At 63.1% G+C, this 18,402-nt stretch carries 18 protein-coding genes; 5 read left to right on the forward strand and 13 right to left on the reverse strand.

Annotation, left to right across the window (positions count from 1 at the left end; translation table 11 throughout):
- Window positions 1-49: 49 nt before the first annotated feature.
- The 6 genes from BPHYT_RS16780 to BPHYT_RS16805 all read right to left on the reverse strand — a co-directional run bounded on the left by BPHYT_RS16780 (window position 50) and on the right by BPHYT_RS16805 (window position 6,598).
- On the reverse strand, window positions 50-601 hold the full coding sequence (locus BPHYT_RS16780) for an LPS-assembly lipoprotein LptE (protein WP_012434334.1): 552 nt from the start codon (window positions 599-601) through the stop codon (window positions 50-52).
- 91 nt (window positions 602-692) lie between these two features.
- Complete coding sequence (gene leuS / locus BPHYT_RS16785; protein WP_041758574.1) at window positions 693-3,284, reverse strand: leucine--tRNA ligase; 2,592 nt, start codon at window positions 3,282-3,284, stop codon at window positions 693-695.
- Window positions 3,285-3,557: 273 nt separating this feature from the next.
- Window positions 3,558-3,989 (reverse strand): ExbD/TolR family protein, encoded by a 432-nt coding sequence (locus tag BPHYT_RS16790; RefSeq protein ID WP_012434336.1) that lies wholly within the window; start codon window positions 3,987-3,989, stop codon window positions 3,558-3,560.
- Between the two features lie 24 nt (window positions 3,990-4,013).
- Entirely contained in the window at window positions 4,014-4,730 is a 717-nt protein-coding gene (locus BPHYT_RS16795) for a MotA/TolQ/ExbB proton channel family protein (protein ID WP_012434337.1), read from the reverse strand.
- Between the two features lie 76 nt (window positions 4,731-4,806).
- A complete protein-coding gene (dapB, locus tag BPHYT_RS16800) occupies window positions 4,807-5,604 on the reverse strand; it encodes a 4-hydroxy-tetrahydrodipicolinate reductase (RefSeq protein WP_041758577.1) in 798 nt (265 codons plus the stop codon).
- Window positions 5,605-5,767: 163 nt separating this feature from the next.
- Complete coding sequence (locus tag BPHYT_RS16805; protein ID WP_012434339.1) at window positions 5,768-6,598, reverse strand: outer membrane protein assembly factor BamE; 831 nt, start codon at window positions 6,596-6,598, stop codon at window positions 5,768-5,770.
- Window positions 6,599-6,756: 158 nt separating this feature from the next.
- On the opposite strand from BPHYT_RS16805, the gene fur reads away from it, so the two are divergent.
- Entirely contained in the window at window positions 6,757-7,185 is a 429-nt protein-coding gene (gene fur / locus BPHYT_RS16810) for a ferric iron uptake transcriptional regulator (RefSeq protein ID WP_012434340.1), read from the forward strand.
- 118 nt (window positions 7,186-7,303) lie between these two features.
- Here fur and BPHYT_RS16815 read toward each other — a convergent pair whose 3' ends face one another.
- The 3 genes from BPHYT_RS16815 to BPHYT_RS16825 form a co-directional block, all read right to left on the reverse strand.
- Entirely contained in the window at window positions 7,304-7,816 is a 513-nt protein-coding gene (locus BPHYT_RS16815) for an ureidoglycolate lyase (RefSeq protein ID WP_012434341.1), read from the reverse strand.
- Between the two features lie 13 nt (window positions 7,817-7,829).
- The gene (gene alc / locus BPHYT_RS16820) at window positions 7,830-8,840 is read right to left on the reverse strand and encodes an allantoicase (RefSeq protein ID WP_012434342.1); all 1,011 of its coding nucleotides are present in this window, start codon (window positions 8,838-8,840) and stop codon (window positions 7,830-7,832) included.
- A 113-nt stretch (window positions 8,841-8,953) separates the two neighbouring features.
- Window positions 8,954-10,279 (reverse strand): C4-dicarboxylate transporter DctA, encoded by a 1,326-nt coding sequence (locus tag BPHYT_RS16825; RefSeq protein ID WP_012434343.1) that lies wholly within the window; start codon window positions 10,277-10,279, stop codon window positions 8,954-8,956.
- A 229-nt stretch (window positions 10,280-10,508) separates the two neighbouring features.
- Between BPHYT_RS16825 and BPHYT_RS16830 the strand changes: the two genes are divergently transcribed.
- Window positions 10,509-11,201 (forward strand): FadR/GntR family transcriptional regulator, encoded by a 693-nt coding sequence (locus BPHYT_RS16830; protein ID WP_012434344.1) that lies wholly within the window; start codon window positions 10,509-10,511, stop codon window positions 11,199-11,201.
- 116 nt (window positions 11,202-11,317) lie between these two features.
- Here BPHYT_RS16830 and gap read toward each other — a convergent pair whose 3' ends face one another.
- Together gap and tkt are read right to left on the reverse strand one after the other, a co-directional pair.
- On the reverse strand, window positions 11,318-12,328 hold the full coding sequence (gap, locus tag BPHYT_RS16835) for a type I glyceraldehyde-3-phosphate dehydrogenase (RefSeq protein ID WP_012434345.1): 1,011 nt from the start codon (window positions 12,326-12,328) through the stop codon (window positions 11,318-11,320).
- A gap of 95 nt (window positions 12,329-12,423) precedes the next feature.
- Complete coding sequence (gene tkt, locus BPHYT_RS16840) at window positions 12,424-14,445, reverse strand: transketolase (protein WP_041759038.1); 2,022 nt, start codon at window positions 14,443-14,445, stop codon at window positions 12,424-12,426.
- A gap of 278 nt (window positions 14,446-14,723) precedes the next feature.
- On the opposite strand from tkt, the gene speE reads away from it, so the two are divergent.
- The 3 genes from speE (at window position 14,724) to BPHYT_RS16855 (ending at window position 16,884) form a co-directional block, all read left to right on the forward strand.
- Entirely contained in the window at window positions 14,724-15,596 is an 873-nt protein-coding gene (gene speE / locus BPHYT_RS16845) for a polyamine aminopropyltransferase (protein WP_012434347.1), read from the forward strand.
- A gap of 114 nt (window positions 15,597-15,710) precedes the next feature.
- Window positions 15,711-16,124: a VOC family protein gene (locus tag BPHYT_RS16850; RefSeq protein WP_011489849.1), complete on the forward strand. Its 414-nt coding sequence runs from the start codon at window positions 15,711-15,713 to the stop codon at window positions 16,122-16,124.
- A 19-nt stretch (window positions 16,125-16,143) separates the two neighbouring features.
- On the forward strand, window positions 16,144-16,884 hold the full coding sequence (locus BPHYT_RS16855; protein WP_041759039.1) for a 16S rRNA (uracil(1498)-N(3))-methyltransferase: 741 nt from the start codon (window positions 16,144-16,146) through the stop codon (window positions 16,882-16,884).
- Between the two features lie 135 nt (window positions 16,885-17,019).
- On the opposite strand, the gene BPHYT_RS16860 is transcribed toward BPHYT_RS16855, so the two are convergent.
- Window positions 17,020-17,589 (reverse strand): barstar family protein, encoded by a 570-nt coding sequence (locus BPHYT_RS16860; protein ID WP_193372812.1) that lies wholly within the window; start codon window positions 17,587-17,589, stop codon window positions 17,020-17,022.
- A 7-nt stretch (window positions 17,590-17,596) separates the two neighbouring features.
- The gene (locus BPHYT_RS16865; protein ID WP_012434350.1) at window positions 17,597-18,013 is read right to left on the reverse strand and encodes a ribonuclease; all 417 of its coding nucleotides are present in this window, start codon (window positions 18,011-18,013) and stop codon (window positions 17,597-17,599) included.
- Window positions 18,014-18,402: the final 389 nt, after the last annotated feature.

Genomic DNA, 18,402 nt, shown 5'->3' on the forward strand with positions numbered 1-18,402 from the left:
CCGATCGGCGAGGTTGAACAGGTGCAGCACATTGAACGAAGCACGACGCTCACAGTGGCGGCGGTGGCAACGGCGCGCGCGGCGCAACCGACGGCACTTCCTCGCCCGGCGCCGGATGCATCGAGCGCACGACGGCCAGACGGCGCGTGAGCTGGTCGATCGCGTCTCTTTCCATGTCGTCGAAGAGAATGTTGCTTTCGGAGGCTTTCGCTTGCGAGAACTGATCGCTATAGGTCATCGCGCGATTCAACGCGATCACGCTCGGCGGAATCAGCAGCGTGCCGTCTTTGGCCGTCAGCGAATAGTTCATGTTGAGATTCAGCTGATACTCTTCGACCACGCCCAACGAGTTCAGCGTCAGCGTGCCGATGCCGCGGCCTTCGGTGATCTGCAACGTGGCGTCGGCATTCGCGATCGACGTGACCACCACCGTGTCGCTGCCGCCTTCCACGATACGCGCGAGACGCGCGCCCGCCGCCGCGGAACCGCCGGAGATATAGAGGCGTTTGAATGCGTAGTTCTGCTGGCCGCGCAACTGGAAGCCGCAAGCGGTCAACATCAATACGCTGCAAGCCAGCGTCAAAAACGATCTGCGAGTCACATTGGCTCCTGGTTCGCAGTAGATTCCGCAGCGCGGACAAGCGCCGCCACGCGCGGCGGCGTCCTGCCTGCTGTCATGTCTTCGTCGAAGCTCACACGACCACGTTCACGAGGCGACCCGGCACCACGACGATCTTCTTCGGCGCCTTGCCTTCGCTGAACTTCGCGACCATCTCATGCGCGGCCGCGAGCTGTTCGATCGCTTCGCGCGAGGCTTCTTTCGCCACCGTGATCGCACCGCGCACCTTGCCGTTCACTTGCAGCACGAGTTCGATCTCGGATTGCTCCAGCGCTTTCTCGTCGACCTTCGGCCACGGCGCGTCGAGCAGCGAGCCGAGTTCGTCGGCGTAACCGAGTTCCTGCCACAACTGGAACGTGAGATGCGGCACAACCGGATACAGCACGCGCAGCAGCACGCTGTGGGTTTCGCGCAGCACCGCCGGGCGGGCGCCCTTCGCGCTGTCGAGCGCGTTGAGCATCTTCATGGCCGCCGATACCACCGTGTTGTACTGCAGACGCTGGTAATCGAAATCAGCCTGCTTCAGCACGCTGTAGATCTCGCGGCGCAGCGTCTTCTCCACGTCGCTGAGTTGCGCGGCGTCGAACGTGCCGCCCTGGCGCAAAGCGGCTTCGTTCGCCTGACTGAAGCTCCACACGCGGCGCAGGAAACGGCTCGCGCCTTCCACACCCGAGCCGGACCACTCGAGCGACTGCTCGGGCGGTGCGGCGAACATCACGAACAGACGCGCGGTGTCCGCGCCGTGCTGATCGATCAGCAATTGCGGATCGACACCGTTGTTCTTCGACTTCGACATCTTCTCGACGCCGCCGAGCACCACCGGCTGACCGTCCTCATTCAGGACTGCGCCGACCGGGCGGCCTTTATCGTCGAACGAAACGGTCACGTCGGCCGGGTTGTACCAGGTCTTCTTGCCCGCTTCGTTTTCGCGGTAATACGTTTCGTTGAGCACCATGCCCTGCGTGAGCAGATTTTTCGCCGGCTCACCGAAGTTGACGAGGCCCATGTCGCGCATCACCTTCGCCCAGAAGCGCGAGTACAAGAGGTGAAGAATGGCGTGCTCGATCCCGCCGATGTACTGGTCCATCGGCGCCCAATAGTCGGTGCGCTCGTCGACCATGGTCTTCGCATCCGGCGACGCGTAGCGGTAGAAGTACCACGACGAATCGACGAACGTGTCCATCGTGTCGGTTTCGCGTTTGGCCGCGCCGCCGCAGGTCGGGCAGGTGCAGTTCACGAACGCTTCGGACCTGGCGAGCGGATTGCCCGTGCCGTCCGGCACGAGATCTTCCGGCAGCACCACCGGCAGGTCTTTTTCCGGCACCGGCACGTCGCCGCAAGTCGGGCAGTGGATGATCGGAATCGGCGTGCCCCAGTAACGCTGACGCGACACGCCCCAGTCACGCAGACGCCACGTGATCTGCTTGTCGCCGAGGCCGAGTTCTTTTAGGTCCGCGGCGATCTGATCCACCGCTGCTTCATAGCCAAGGCCGTCGTATTTGCCGCTGTTGATCAGCGTACCGGTCTTGTCGGCGTACCATTCCTGCCAGGCATCGGTGGAGTATTCCTTGCCTTCAACCGCGACCACCTGCTTGATCGGCAAACCGTATTTCTTCACGAACGCGAAGTCGCGCTCGTCGTGCGCCGGCACGCCCATCACGGCGCCTTCGCCGTAGCTCATCAGCACGTAGTTGCCGATCCACACTTCGACCTGTTCCTGCGTGAGCGGATGCGTGACGGTGAAGCCGGTCGCCATGCCCTTCTTTTCCATGGTCGCGACGTCGGCTTCAGCCACGCCGCCGCGCTTGCATTCCTCGATGAAGGCCTGCAATTCCGGCTTGTCTTTCGCGAGGCGCGTGGCGAGCGGATGCTCGGCGGCGATTGCGCAGAACGTGACGCCCATGATCGTGTCGGCGCGCGTGGTGAACACGCGCAGCAGCTTCTGTTCGCCGTCGATCTCGTACGGGAAGCCGAAGTTCACGCCGAAGCTCTTGCCGATCCAGTTCTGCTGCATGATCTTGACGCGCTCGGGCCAGCCGAGGCCTTCGAGGTCGTTCAGCAGTTCGTCCGCGTACTGCGTGATGCGCATGTAGTACATCGGGATTTCGCGCTTTTCGACGAGCGCGCCCGAACGCCAGCCGCGGCCGTCGATCACCTGCTCGTTGGCAAGCACGGTCTGATCGACCGGATCCCAGTTGACGGTGCCGGTTTTCTTGTACGCGATGCCCTTTTCCAGCATCTTCAGGAACAGCCACTGGTTCCACTTGTAGTAGTCCGGGCTGCACGTGGCGACTTCGCGCGACCAGTCGATCGCGAGGCCCATGGACTGCATCTGCTTCTTCATGTAAGCGATGTTGTCGTAGGTCCATTTGGCCGGCGGCACGTTGTTGGCCATTGCGGCGTTTTCCGCCGGCATGCCGAACGCGTCCCAACCCATCGGCATCAGCACGTTGTAGCCGTTCATCCGCAGATAGCGGTACATCACGTCGTTGATCGTGTAGTTGCGCACGTGGCCCATGTGCAGCTTGCCCGACGGGTACGGCAGCATCGAGACGCAATAGAACTTGGGCTTGTCGGTGGTTTCCGTCGACTTGTACGCGTCGATGGCGCGCCATTGCCCTTGCGCGGCGGATTCGACGTCGGAGGGAACGTATTTTTCGTGCATGGTGTGATGGAGTCGCTGGGTCGGTGCTTTCGCACCGGCCGCTTTGGTGCTCTGCTGGATGAAATGGCGTCGTTTCCCCGTCGGCGGGGGAAAGGGCTGATTATACCGTCCGCGGACGGGTCCGCCGCGCGGCGTGCTGCATGCCTCGGCTCGGCTCGGCTCGGCTCGGCTCGGCTCGGAAAGTGTTTGCGTCGTGCGGTGCAAAAGCAACTCGCACGCGATCCGGAAGCGCAACGGCCACACTAGCCGCCCGCTCCGAAGATTTTGGCGCTGCTACGGCTTTGCAGCCGGCGGAGGCGGATCCGTCACGAAACCGATCCGCTCGAGACCGGCCTGCTGCGCCGCGCCCATCACCTGCGCAATCACCTCGTAGCGCGTGGAGCGCTCGGCGCGCAGCTGGATCTCCGGCTGATCGCTCTCTTTGCCCGCTTGCGCGAAACGCGCGCGCATCTGCTCGAGCGTGATCACGCTGCCGTCCCAATAGAGCTTGCCGGCGGCGTCGATGGAAAGGGAAATGGTTTGCGGCGTCTGGCGCGCCGGTGCGGCCGCGACTTTCGGCAAATCGAGCCGGATCGCGTGCGTGAATAAAGGCGCGGTAATGATAAAAATCACCAGCAGCACCAGCATGACGTCGATCAGCGGCGTCATGTTGATCTCGGCCATGGGCGCGGCCGTCTGCTTCTTCTCGAGTCCGCCGAATGCCATATCGCTCCTTCCGCCCGAGCGCGCTTAGTGGGTCGGGGCCTGCTGGACCCGCGCCGGCGCCTGCGTATGGCCCTGCTCCGCCGGCGCGCACACGTAGGCGTGCAGGTCGTGCGCGAAGCCGTCGAGTTCCTCCGACAACTGCCGCACCATCCGTCCAAGCACGTTGTAGGCAAGCACAGCCGGAATCGCGACCACGAGGCCGAAGGCGGTCATGATGAGCGCTTCGCCGACCGGTCCGGCGACGTTTTCGATCTGCGCCTGACCGCTCGCCGCGATGCTGCCGAGCGCATGATAAATGCCCCACACGGTGCCGAGCAGGCCGACGAACGGCGCGGTGCTGCCCACCGACGCCAGCAGCACCTGGCCGAATTCGAGCCGCCGCTGCGAAGCGCTGAGCGCCTGACGCAGCGCCCGCAGCACCCGCTCGCCGCGTTCGACACGCGCGAGCAGCGCGCCCGGAATGTCCACTTCAGACGCATGCAGCGCCGCTTCGGCCAGCGGCGTGAAGACGCGCTCGCGGTCCGCGCGCTTTAACGCCGCGACGCCTTCGGACAGCGTGGGCGCCTGCCAGAACAGCGCAATGGCTCGCGTGGCTTGGCGCTTGGCGCGCGTAAGAATCCAGCTTTTGACGATCAGAAAGCACCAGCTCGCAATCGACATGGCCAGCAGCACGTACGCGACGCCATGCGTGATGGCATCGCTGGTTTGCAGGTAATGGATGATGCCGCTGCTGCCTGCCATCTGACCTCGCCGTGGCGTTGTGATTTCAGGGGGCGAACGCGGGGCGCAATGCCACTTCGGTTCGCTCAGGACACGTTCAACGCAGACCGAGCACGTCCTGCATGTCGAAGAAGCCGGTTGCGTGGCTTTCGAGGAAACGCACAGCACGAAGCGCGCCTTGCGCGTACGACAGACGGCTCGCCGATTTGTGCGTGATTTCGATGCGCTCGCCGATGCCCGCGAACAGCACCGTATGGTCGCCGACGATATCGCCACCGCGAATCGCCGAAAAACCGATCGTGGACGGGTCGCGTTCGCCGGTCACGCCTTCGCGGCTGTAGACCGCGCAGTCGTCGAGATTGCGGCCGAGCGCGTTGGCGATCACCTCGCCCATGACCAGCGCTGTGCCGGACGGCGCGTCGACCTTGTGACGATGATGCGCCTCGATGATTTCAATGTCGTAGCCGGTCGCGAAATGCTTGGCCGCAAATTCGAGCAGCTTCAGCGTGACGTTCACGCCCACGCTCATGTTCGCCGAGAACATGATGGCGATCTTGTCCGCCGCCGCGCGCAGTTGCGCCTTCTGCTCGTTGTCGAAGCCGGTCGTGCCGATCACCATTTTCACGTTGTGACGCTGCGCCGCTTCGAGATGCATCAGCGTGCCTTCGGGGCGCGTGAAGTCGATCAGGTAATCGGATTCGGCGAACACGCGCTCGACGTCGTCGGTCAGCACGACGCCCGTCTGTTTGCCCAGAAATGCGCCGGCGTCCTGACCGAGTTGCGGGGAGCCCGCGCGGTCGAGCGCGCCGGACAACGTGGCGTCGGAATCGTTGAGGACTGTTTCGATGAGCATGCGGCCCATACGGCCCGATGCGCCAGCAATGGCAATTTTCATGGCTACGAGGGTTCGAAAGGCAAAACCCGGCAAAGGGGCAAAAGCGGCGGCGGGCAGCACACCCGGGCGCCGCGCATGACTGAAAGAACGACGAACCGGACGGACGCTTTGCACGGTGCGGTCGCCCGCGCGCAGCGCCCGTCTTAACACACGGACCGCGAGATTAGCCGCCCGTTCCCGAAGCCGGAGTAGAGGTCAGCGGCGCGTTGTGCGTAGGGCCGCCGTTGCTGCTTTGCGGGCCCGTCGGTCCAACCGGATTGCTGTTGTCCGTACCCGGATTTTGCGGCGGCGGCGGACGGTGGAACTGGAACTGCGGCTGACCCGCGGCGGTCGGGCTTTGCTGCGGAATGCCGCCGCCGTTGGCGGTCGGCGCGCTCGGCACGCTCGGACGCACATTGGGCGACAACTGCACGGCATTGGTCGCACGATTGGCGGCTTGCGCGGCTTCGGCGTTGGCGTCCGTGGACGGAACGCCTGCTGCGGCAGCGCCGGCAACGGTCGGCGAACGCGTGGTGTCCGGCGTAGCCGGCGCTGCAACCGCCTCCGGTGCGCTTGCAGCGCTCGCACCACTTGCCACGGCCGCTGCGGCCTTCTTCTTGCCCAGCTTGTCGCCGTCGATTTCAGCCAGCAACTCGAGGTTGGACGGCAGATCTTCGCCACCCGACCAGCTGGCGACGCGGTCGCCCGCGAACATGACTACAAAGTCGCGCTGCTGCACGACGCTAGTCGAGCCGCGCTTGAAATAGAACACGTAGTCCCAGCGATCCGCGTGGAACATGTCGGTCAGGAGCGGCGTGCCGAGCAGTTGTTTGACCTGCGCGCGGGACAAGCCGACCTGCATCTGTGCAGCCGCTTCTTTCGAGACGAAATTGCCTTGCACCACGGTAATGCGGTACGGCGTGATGCTTTGGGCAATACGCTGTGTCAGGCTGTCGTAAGTGGAACATCCGGCAAGAACCGCGACAGTCGCAACAGCGATCAAGGTACCCCGCATGCGGCTCCCCCGGTAGATCAATTGAGATTTTGAAATCATTTCACTCACCGTGCGGGCCCGCTGACGAGCCGCGCGAGTTTCATTCCATCGAAGATGACCAGAACGGCAAAAACACATTACTATGAGAGCCCAGCATTGTACTCTAGGGATCCCTTGTCATGACCAATCCAACCGATCTCAAGAATATCGGGCTCAAGGCGACCCTTCCGCGCCTCAAAATCCTTGAGATTTTCCAGCACAGCCCGGTGCGCCACCTGACGGCCGAAGACGTGTACCGCAACCTGCTGCACGAAGAACTCGATATCGGTCTTGCAACCGTGTATCGCGTGCTGACGCAATTCGAGCAGGCGGGCCTGCTCTCGCGCAGCAATTTCGAGTCGGGTAAGGCTGTGTTCGAACTGAACGAAGGCTCGCACCACGACCACCTCGTGTGCCTCGATTGCGGGCTCGTCGAAGAATTTTTCGACTCGGAAATCGAGAGCCGTCAGCAGTCCATCGCGAAGGAACGCGGCTTCAAGCTGCAGGAACACGCTTTGGCGCTGTATGGCGCCTGCACCAAGGAAAACTGCCCGCATCGCAAGCATTGACGCGGTGTCGGCCGCGCTGGGGTGCGCGGTCAGGCGTGCAAAAAAAGACCCGGCCGATGCGAATCGGCCGGGTCTTTTTGCATCCGCGGCGGTGTTTTTTGGGGGAGCGGTTGCGATCCTATTCCACCAGTTCGGCGCTGGCTTCGAACGTGAGCCGCCACGGCTCCGCCAATGACAATTCGTCGCAATTAGGCTGCTCGCCGCCACGATCGACCACCACGAAATCGCTCACCCGATCGAGCGCGAGCAACGGGTGATGCCAGACGCCTTTCGCATAGTTCACGCCCTGCCACGCGTCGGTCCAGAAGGCGCGCATCTGCGCCGGATCGAACTCGCCGGCCTGCGCGACGACCACCAGATAACGCCCCGCAGTTAAGGGAATGAAAGCCTGACTGCCGAGCGGATGCCGCTCCATCATCGTGATCTCGACCGGCAGCGCGCGCGGCTGCGCGCGAAACAGGTTGATCAGCGGCCGGCCGCCGTTCTCCGTCACGTCGACGCTGGCCAGGTCGTGATAGCGCTCGGTGGTGCCGCCGTTGATGGCGAAATGCCGCGCGCCGTCCAGTTCGATCACATCGCCGAACGGCGCGAAGGCCGCGCGCGTGAGGCGTTTCATCTGCAATGTCTTCATCGACGCCACTCCGCTATGCGATTTCGCCCCACAGGCGCAGGCGCGACACGCCGCCGTCAGGAAAGATATTGAAACGAACATGCGTGACCGGGCCCAGCGCAGCGAGGTTGTCCGCGAAGGTGTGGACGTGGTCCATCTGCAATTTCTGTTCGCCGAGCAGTACCGGCCAGAACATCGCCTGCGTTACGAGCGAATCGTCTGTGCCGCCCGTCACCGATGCGGCTTGCAGCGAACAGCGGTCCGGGAAGTTGCCCTTGAAGTGCGCCGTATCCACTTCGATCTTGCGGATCACGCCCGGCCGCGCCAACGCGACGATCGCCCAGTCGTTGCCCGGCTCGCGACGGCGCCGGGTTTCCCAACCGTCGCCCATGTTGACGCCGCGGCCCGGCATCAGCATCTGCGAGGCCGGCCCGAAATGCTGGTTGTTCGCCGCGACCAGGTAGGCGCCGTTCTCGATCGCCGCCAGATCCAGCAGCGTACCGCGCTCCACGCGCTCCCAATCGCGCTTGGGTTGGCCGTACACGCGCAAGCGCGCGAGGCCGCCGTCCGGATACAGATTCACGCGCAGATGCGTGAAGGCGCGCGCGTCGCTCACGTCGACGTAGTGGTGCTGATTGCCCTGCAGCGTGGTGGCCGGCACGAGGGTTTGCCAGTCGGCGTTATCGGGCGGCGCGTCGCCGTCCACGTAGCAGGCGTCGATCGACGCCGCCGGTGGGAAGTTGCCGGTGAAGTGGCTCGTATCGAGATCCACGCCGTGCACGACGCCCGGGTGCGCGAGGCGGATCACGCAGTAGTCGTGGCCGGTGGTGCGCTTGCGGCGGGTTTCCCAGCCGTCCATCCACTTGCCGTGGTCGTCGTATTTGCCGGGGATGAACACCGCAGGCTGCGGCTCCAGCATGCGTTCTTTCGGCGCGAAGAATTCGTCGCTGGCGAAAAGCGCCTTTGCGCCCAGACGCGGGTCGGCGAGGTTCATGTAGCGGCGCGTGAAAGCGGGAGCGTTGGGGTCGAGGATCGGATTAGCCATAGTCTCTGGTCTCGGTCAGGCAGCGAAAAGTGAAGGGAAGCCGGCATTCTTCAGATCTGCCGGCGCCAGGAGCGCGCTGCAATGGCGCGCGGTTTCTATTGAGGTTCTCAGGTTCAGACAGCCGGAGCGTGCTCGCCGGCAGCCGCGGGTTCGGCATCTTCGCCGGCCGGCACGTAGCGCAAGGCTTCGTCGCGATTCAACACGCGATGCGCGCGCGCCCGGTCGATATCGTTTTCCCACACGGCCACCACCACCGTCGCCACGCAGTTGCCGATCAGGTTGGTCAGCGCGCGGGCAATGCCGACAAACCAGTCGACCGGCAAGATCAACACGAGGCCGAGTACGGGAATCGCCGGAATCGCAGACAAAGTGGCAGCCAGAATCACGATCGCCGAGCCGGGAATGCCGTGCGCGCCCTTGGACGTCACCAGCGACACCAGCACCACCACGATCAGGTCATGCACCGACAACGGCGTGTTGGTGGCCTGAGCGATGAAGATGACCGCGAGCGTGAGATAGATGGAGAAACCGTCGAGATTGAACGAGTAGCCGGTCGGGATAACGAGCCCGACGGTCGAATCCTTGACGCCCATCCATTCGAGCTTGCGCATGATTTGCGGCAGCACGGCGTCCGAGGAAGCGGTGCCGAGCACGATCGACAGCTCTTCGCGCAGGTAGCGAATCAGCTTGAAGATGCTGAAGCCGGCGAGCCGCATAACGACGCCCAGCACCACAACCACGAACACGAAGCAGCTCAGATAGAACACAAGCACCAGCATGCCGAGCTGCTTGAGCGACTCGACGCCGTACGTGCCGGTGGTGAACGCGATCGCGCCGAGCACGCCGAGCGGCGCGAGCTTGATGATGAAGCCCATCACGCGGAAAAACACTTGCGACAGTTCGTCGATCAGACTGCTCACGCGCTGCGCCTTATTGCCGAGCAGCGACAGCGCCGAGCCGAACAGCACCGAAAACACGAGGATTTGCAGAATGTCGCCGGTAGCGAACGCGTTGATCGCCGTGTCGGGGATGATCTTCAGCAGAAAGCCGGCCGTGTCCTTGAGGCTCTTCGCATGCTCGGTGTAGGTCGAGAGCGAGGCCGGATCCAGCGAGTGCAGATCGATGTTCATGCCGACGCCCGGACGCGTGACGTACGCCAGGATCGCGCCGATCACGAGCGCGATCGTCGTCATCACCTCGAAGTAGATCACGGCCTTAAGACCGACGCGCCCTACCTTGCGCAAGTCGCCGGCATGCGCCATGCCGCTGACCACCACGCAAAAGACGATTGGGCCGATCACCATCTTGATCAGCTTGAGAAAGCCGTCGCCGAGCGGGCGCAGCGATTGGGCGAAGTGCGGAAAAACGGCGCCGACCACAATGCCCGCCACCAGCGCTATGACGACCCGGCCAAACAGCGAATTGAAAAATTTCAACACGGCTTCCTCCTGGTTGCGATTCACATCTGTTCAGACTGGTCCGACCAGTACTGTTATCTCGAATAGTAGGAAGCCGATATACTGACGTCAAGGATTCGTAGAACGGTGTTTACCCGCTGTTTTTGCAGCGGTTTCAGGCCCGCTCAGCGGCGGCGCGCAGCAAGCCACACGAGCGTTGAGAGCGCGTACTACAATGCTGGTCAGACCGCGCCACCACAGTGAGACAACGATGAAAAACGTCCCGCATACCGTTACCGATGCCGCCATCGCGACCATCCGCGAGCGGATCGAAGCGGGCGTCTATCCCGTGGGCAGTCTGCTGCCGGCGCAGCGTCAACTCTCCGAAGAACTCGCGATCAGTCGCGCGTCGTTGCGCGAAGCGCTTTCGACGCTCGAAGCGCTCGGTCTGCTGGTGATCCGGCCCGGTAAGGGTGTGTACGTGGAAAGCGCGCAGGCCTCGGCCGCGCATGCATGGCGGTTTGCAGAGCAGTCGTCGCTGCCGGACACTTATCAGATGCGCTTCGCGCTGGAAGGCTTTATCGCGCGCATGGCGGCGCTGGCGGTCAGCGATTCCGACCTCGCCTGGTTCGAAGACAACATCACAGCCATGCAAACGGCGCTTGCCTGCGACGAACTCGACGAAGCCGCCCGCCTCGACTACGACTTCCACATGCGGATCGTCAACATTGCCGGCAACGCGGCGATCGAATCGATTCTGAGCAGCAGTGCGGAAATCATGAAGGAAAGCCAGCGCATGCCGTTCTACCGGCGCGAACTGGTGCTGTCCACGTACAACGAGCATCGCGTGATTCTGGATGCGCTCAAGGCGCGCGATTCGGCCGCGGCCGGCAAAGCAATCGAGACGCATATTTCGAACGCCGCGCAGCGCGCAGGCGTCTATTTCCCGACGCCGCAAGCGTAAGCGCACGCGCAGGCGCAGGCGAAAAAAAACCGCTCCGAAGAGCGGTTTTTCTTTGCCCAGCCACTGCCGGTTCGAAGCCGGCTTTGCAGGGCGTAATGCGCGCAAGGCGCAGTCGGTTACTTCGCGTTGGCCAGCGCCACAGCCGTGTCCAGCATGCGGTTCGAGAAGCCCCACTCGTTGTCGTACCAGCTCGACACCTTCACCAGACGGCCCGACACCTTGGTCAGCGTAGCGTCGAACGTCGACGAAGCCGGGTTGTGGTTGAAGTCGATCGACACCAGCGGTGCCTCGTTGTAGCCGAGAATGCCCTTCAGCGAGCCTTCCGACGCTTCCTTCATGATCGCGTTGACTTCTTCGACCGTCGTGTCGCGCGCGGCGATGAACGACAGATCGACCACCGACACGTTGATCGTCGGAACACGAATCGCGTAGCCGTCCAGCTTGCCGTTCAGTTCCGGCAGCACCAGGCCAACAGCCGAAGCCGCGCCGGTCTTGGTCGGGATCTGGCTGTGCGTGGCCGAGCGCGCGCGGCGCAGGTCTTCGTGATACACGTCCGTCAGAACCTGGTCGTTCGTGTAAGCGTGGATCGTGGTCATCAGACCGTTCACCAGGCCGATCTTGTCGTTCAGCGGCTTGACGAGCGGCGCCAGGCAGTTCGTCGTGCACGATGCGTTCGAGATCACCGTGTCCGATGCCTTCAGCACGTTGTGGTTCACGCCGTAGACGATTGTGGCGTCGACGTCTTTACCGCCCGGCGCCGAGATGATCACCTTCTTCGCGCCGCCCTTGATGTGCGCGCTCGCCTTTTCCTTGGTCGTGAAAAAGCCCGTGCATTCCAGCACGACGTCGACATTCAGCTCGCCCCACGGCAGTTCAGCCGGGTTGCGGTTAGCCAGTACGCGGATCTTGTCGCCGTTGACAACGAGGTAGTCGCCGTCCACCGACACTTCGCCCGGGAACTTGCCGTGCGCCGTGTCGTATTGCGTCAGGTGAGCGTTGGTCTTGGCATCGCCGAGATCGTTGATGGCGACGATTTCGATATCGTGCTTCTTGCCGTTTTCATAGAAGGCGCGCAGCGTGTTGCGGCCGATCCGGCCGTAGCCGTTGATTGCGACGCGAATCGTCATGGTCTATCTCCTGAGGGCTAAAAAAATACGTCCAGGTTCGTCTGACTGACAGCGTTGCCGCGCGTTCGCACGCCAGCGGCAACGCTTGCTCAGGATCAGCCGAGGGCGGCTTTTGCCGTCTCTACCACGTGTTCGACGGTGAAGCCGAAATGCTTGAACAGCACGCCCGCCGGGGCCGATTCGCCGAACGTGTCGATGCCGACCACGCCGCCTTCCAGACCCACGTACTTGCGCCAGAAATCCGTGACGCCCGCTTCGATCGCGACGCGGCGCACGCCTTGCGGCAGCACGCGTTCACGGTACTCGGCGTCCTGCTTGTCGAACACGGTGGTCGACGGCATGGACACAACGCGCGCCGCGATGCCTTCGCGCGCCAGCGGCTCGATCGCGTTCAGCGCCAGTTCGACTTCCGAGCCGGTGGCGATCAGGATGACCTTGCGCGCGACGATTTCGTCGTTCCAGTCGCGCAGCACGTAACCACCCTTCTCGATGTTGGCGATCTGCGCGTCGGTACGCTCCGAGAACGGCAGGTTCTGACGGCTGAAGATCAGGGCCGACGGGCCATGATGCTCGACCGCGTGGGTCCAGGCCACCGCGGTCTCAACGGTATCAGCCGGACGCCACACTTGCAGGTGCGGAATCAGACGCAAGCTCGCAACGTGTTCGATCGACTGGTGAGTCGGGCCGTCTTCGCCGAGACCGATCGAGTCGTGCGTGAACACGAAGATCGACGGCGCTTTCATCAGAGCGGCCACGCGCAGCGCGTTGCGGCTGTAGTCCGAGAACGTCAGGAACGTGCCGCCGAAAGCCTTGAAGCCGCCGTGCAGCGCGACGCCGTTGATCGCGGCGCTCATGCCGAATTCGCGCACGCCATAGTTGACGTAGTTGCCGGCGGCCTGGCCTTCCGCGTTCACACGCACGGGCTTGGCGGCCTTCCAGTTGGTCAGGTTCGAACCGGTCAGGTCGGCGGAGCCGCCGAGCAGTTCCGGCAGCACGGCCGACAAAGCTTCGATAGCCTGCTGCGACGCCTTGCGAGTCGCGACGGTTTCAGCGCGTTCGTTCGCGCCGGCGATGATTGCCTTGGCCTTTTCTTTCCAGTCGGCGGGCAATTGCTTCGCGTCGCGGCGCTTGAATTCAGCAGCTTCCTGCGGATATTTGGCTGCGTACGCGGCAAACGCCTTGTCCCACTCGGACTCGTTGCGCGCGCCGGCTTCTTTCGCGTCCCACGCTGCGTAGACTTCTTGCGGGATCACGAACGGCTCCCACTTCCAGCCGATCTTTTCGCGCGTGGCCGCGACTTCCTTTTCGCCGAGCGCCGCGCCGTGCGAATCGTGGCTGCCGGCCTTGTTCGGCGAGCCTTCGCCGATCACCGTCTTGCAGCAGATCAGCGTGGGCTTGTCGGATTGCTTGGCTTGCTTGATGGCCGCGTCGACCGCTTCGACGTCGTGGCCGACCACGTTCGGGATCACGTTCCAGCCGTACGCTTCGAAGCGCTTGGGCGTGTCGTCGTGGAACCAGTGCACCACTTCGCCGTCGATCGAGATGCCGTTGTCGTCGTAGAACGCGATCAGCTTGTTCAGCTTAAGCACGCCCGCCAGCGAGCAGGCTTCGTGCGAGATGCCTTCCATCAGGCAGCCGTCGCCGGCGAACACGTACGTGTGGTGGTCGACGATCTTCGCGTCAGGCTTGTTGAATTCAGTGGCGAGCAGCGACTCGGCGAGCGCCATGCCGACCGCATTCGCCAGACCCTGGCCGAGCGGGCCGGTGGTCGTCTCGACGCCCGGCGTAATGCCGTATTCCGGGTGACCCGGCGTCTTGGAATGCATCTGGCGGAAATTCTTCAGCTCGTCGATCGGCAGATCGTAGCCGGTCAGGTGCAGCAGCGAGTAGAGCAGCATCGAGCCGTGACCGTTCGACAGCACGAAACGGTCGCGATCGGCCCATTGCGGGTTCTTCGGATTGTGGCGCAGATGACGCGACCACAAAGCCACGCCGATTTCGGCCATGCCCATCGGCATGCCGGGGTGGCCGGAATTCGCTTTTTGAACGGCGTCCATGGACAACGCGCGGATTGCGTTGGCCATCAAGGAGGTGGGTGCGGGAGACGGGGTCGTCATGTCGAGTCCGGAGACAGAGTCAGAAAGCGGTGCGCGCTTGAGGCCCGGATGCTCGAATGCCGGTTCACTTTGGCGCACGGTGCGGCGCCAGGAGACGCGAAACGGGCAGAGCAAACGGACAAGGCTGAAAGCGTGACATTCTAACAGAACGTTGCCTGCGCCCTGCTCCGAAAGCCGTCCGGCCATGTGGCTCGATGCGGCCGCCGAACCGCGCCGCGCTTCGGCCTTTACAATTGCCCAATCTCGACCTACCGCGCTCCGGACGGAGCCCGCCATCCGTGAGCGCTCCACTGCTGTTTCAACCGAGTCCCGACGCCGTCTACGGATTTCCGCACGCGAAACGCCTCGCGCGCGTCGATTCGCCTTTTCAGCGGATCGAGGTTTGGGACACACCGCAACTCGGCCGGCTTTTCACCCTCGACGGCCGCCCGATGACGTCCACCGGCGACGAGTTCATCTACCACGAATGCATGGTGCATCCGGCCGCGCTGGCGCATCCGTCGCAGCAAGCGGCGCTCGTGCTGGGCGGCGGCGACGGCGGGGCCGCGCGGCAATTGCTGAGGCATGCTGGAATCGGACGGATCGTGGTGGCGGAGTTGGATGCGCAAGTCGTACGTTTGACGCGCGAATATTTGCCCGAGGTGCACGGCGGCGCATTCGACGATCCACGCGTCGAACTGATAATCGGCGACGCCGCGCAATATGTCGAGGCAGCCGCGCCGGCGCAGTTCGATCTCGTCGTGTTCGACCTGACGCCGCCGGATTCACCCGCCGCCGGTCTTTACACGCAAGCCTTCTATCAGCGGCTCAAGAGGATCATGAGGCCGATTGCCGCGGTCTCCGTGCATCTCGGCTCGCCGTATTTCCATGCTGAGCGCGTGGCCCGCCTGCTCGGCGATCTGCGCGCGACCTTCGCCGTGGTCCGCACCATGAGCGCGTTCGTGCCGCTGTACGGCTCGCTCTGGATGATGGCCACCGCCAGCGACACGCTCGACCCCGCCGCTCTTACCGTCGATACACTCACGGAGCGCATCGACGCGCGCGCAATCGGCAGCCTGAAACATTACGACGCGCTCATGCATGCCGGACTGTTCTCGGCATCGCCCGCTGTGCGCGATAAACTAAGTCAATTCTTAAAGCCAGCAAGCTAACGCGTGGGCAAAATGCACGGCTCCGTCGGATTGCGCGATTGCAATAGCGATACGCAAATTTCCGCTTGGACTCGCACCACGTGCCCCGCCAACCCCATCGATCCGGAGAATCGCATGACCGCCTCCCGCCCAGCCGGTGTGCCCTGGTTGACCCCCTATCTGACGGTGCGCGACGCACGTGCCGCGTCCGCGTTCTTCACAGCGGCGTTCGGCTTTGAAGTGCGTGACAGTGTCCAGGACGACGGTGTCGTCATGCATGTCGAGATGACCTATCAAGGCCAGTTGATTGTGATGTTCGCTCCGGAAGGCGCGTTCGGCTCGGCGGCGAAAACACCCAAAAGCGCGGGCGCAATCGCACCGCAATCGTTCTATGTCTATGTCGACGATGTCGACGCGATCTATGCGCGGGCGCTGGCCGCCGGCGCAAAGTCGCTGAGCGAGCCCCAGGATCAATTCTGGGGCGATCGCTTCGCCCAGGTCGAAGATCTGGACGGCTATCGCTGGGCGCTCGCTCGCCACCTTTCGTGAACCAATGAGTATTTTTCTGATGCCTCGCTTTTTCGTCGGTACGCCTCTGCAGCCCGAGGACGTCTTGCCGCTTCCCGATGACGTCGTTCGGCACGTGCTCGTGCTGCGCCTGCAGCCAGGCGATTCGATCGTCCTTTTCAACGGCGAAGGCGGCGAATACAGCGCCGAACTCGTCGAAGTCGAAAGGCGCTCGGCCATGGTGAAAATCCGCGAATTCCGCGATATCGAGGTCGAGGCGCCCTATCGCCTTACGCTCGCGCAGGGCATTGCCGGCGGCGACAAGATGGACTGGCTGATCGAAAAAGCCGTCGAACTGGGCGCGTCCAGCTTCGTGCCGTTGACCACCACGCGCAGCGTCGTGCGCCTCTCCGGCGATCGCGCGCAGCGGCGCCACGCGCATTGGCAAGGCATCGTGCGGGCGTCGTGTGAACAGTGCGGGCGCAATCGCCTGCCGGAAGTGATGCCGGTGCGCGAGATCGCCACCTGGCTCGGCTCGATGCCCCGCACGCCCGAGGAAGGCGACCTGCGCATTCTGCTTTCGCCGCGCGCGAGCATCAGCTTTTCCGCGTTGCCCTCCGAACCGCCGAAAGGACGCGTGACGGTGCTGGTGGGCCCGGAAGGCGGCTTTTCAGCGACGGAAGAAGCCGCCGCGGCCGCGCACGGTTTCACCGCCGTCGGCCTCGGCCCGCGCGTGATGCGCACCGAAACCGCCGGCATCGCCGTTCTCTCGGCGCTGGCGGCCGGCTGGGGCGGCTGGTAAGCCGCTTGCGTGACGGGCTGGTCGCCTTGATTAAGAGCGGCAAGCCCAAGCCGACATTCGCACCAAAAGCAGAAAGGCCCGCCGATCGGCGGGCCTTTCTCACTTAGCCCAAGCGCGCAACGCGCGGGCAAAAACTCAAGCGAACGAGTAAAACACGCGGAACGCCACTTTGCGCTCGGCCCAGAACTCCGCGGCCTCGCGGAACACGTCCAGCAGCGTCTCGCGCCCTTCCTTATCGAACTTCTGGGCGACCGGCAACTGCTCGAGCACGATCACGAAGCCCGGCTGCGCACCCGCCTTATGCACGAGATCGGTCAGGCAGTCGTATAGCGCGTCGTAATTCTTGCCGAAATGCTTCGGAAACAGGAACGAGGTCGCGATAGTTTCGAGCACTTCCTGCTTCGACTGCGCGTTGGCGCAATACGCATAGAGAAAGTGCTGGCCGAGCTGGCTGGCCTCGTCGGCGAGATCCTGCACGCGGAACGCGCGGATCGACTGTACGATGTTCGGTCGTACGGTCTTGAAAAGACTCATGGGCTCCTCATTCGATGAAACCACAGTGCCTGCTTCGCTCTGGTTCTCGCGGCCCTGATCGCCGGCGCGCATCTGCATGACGCGTTGGAACAAATTGCCGTCGCCGGCCGCGAAAAGATCCGTCGCGACTCCGGAGTCGTGCGCGTAGACGTTGTCGCTCATGCCGTTCATCCCGATGTCATTCAACAATACGATTAAAACTGGTGTAGTGGTCGTCCGAGTAGTAACAATTGTCGGTTCGCTTCAGCGGACCTCCGCAGACGATGCGACGCGCCCCGCGATTACGTGAGCGAGGCGTGGGAACGGTGTATTCGTGGTAATAGCCGCGCCGATGGGCCGGCAGCAACCGTTCGCGATTGCCGAATACGATGCCGTCCTTCTCATACGGGTAAGGCCCGCCTGCGGCAATCAAGTTCAATGTATTGACCGCTTCGCGCGGCAACTGCGCCAGCGCGATGGTGCCCTGCAACTGCGCGTTCGCGTCGACGGGTGCCGTGGAGTCGCGCGCGAACGCGCCTGGCACGGGGCCGGATAAAACGCACAGCGTAATAGCACCGATCAGCACGCCTTTCATGCGTTGCCACTTGCGTGCCATGTATCAGGGTTCCCCGCTGTTAGATCACGAGTTTGACGACCATGAAAGTCGTAAGGGTATCGCTAATGGCCCCCGGAATCAACGCTCGCCGGGCAGGCGAAATCCTTAGATGGGGCGCGAAACGGCCACCGGCGCCGCTTTGACGAGTTTTGACAGAATGTTTAGCTTAGGCAAGCTAAACTTAGCTCAACGGCGCGAATCAAAGTGAGGGCGGGCAAGTGGGAGCGGTCGGCAAGCCGCTTTACACAAATCTGCGGACAGTTCGATTTTCCCGTGGCAAGGGCAACGAGCCCTTGTGCGTTTCGAGGCGGAATTTTCTGACTTGTCGTTTTTCCTGGGTGGCAATCCCCGGTTCACCCTAAGGCGCGCCCGTTGCAGGCGCGCCTTTT

The sequence above is a fragment of the Paraburkholderia phytofirmans PsJN genome, from assembly GCF_000020125.1.
GTDB classification, from domain to species: Bacteria; Pseudomonadota; Gammaproteobacteria; order Burkholderiales; family Burkholderiaceae; genus Paraburkholderia; species Paraburkholderia phytofirmans.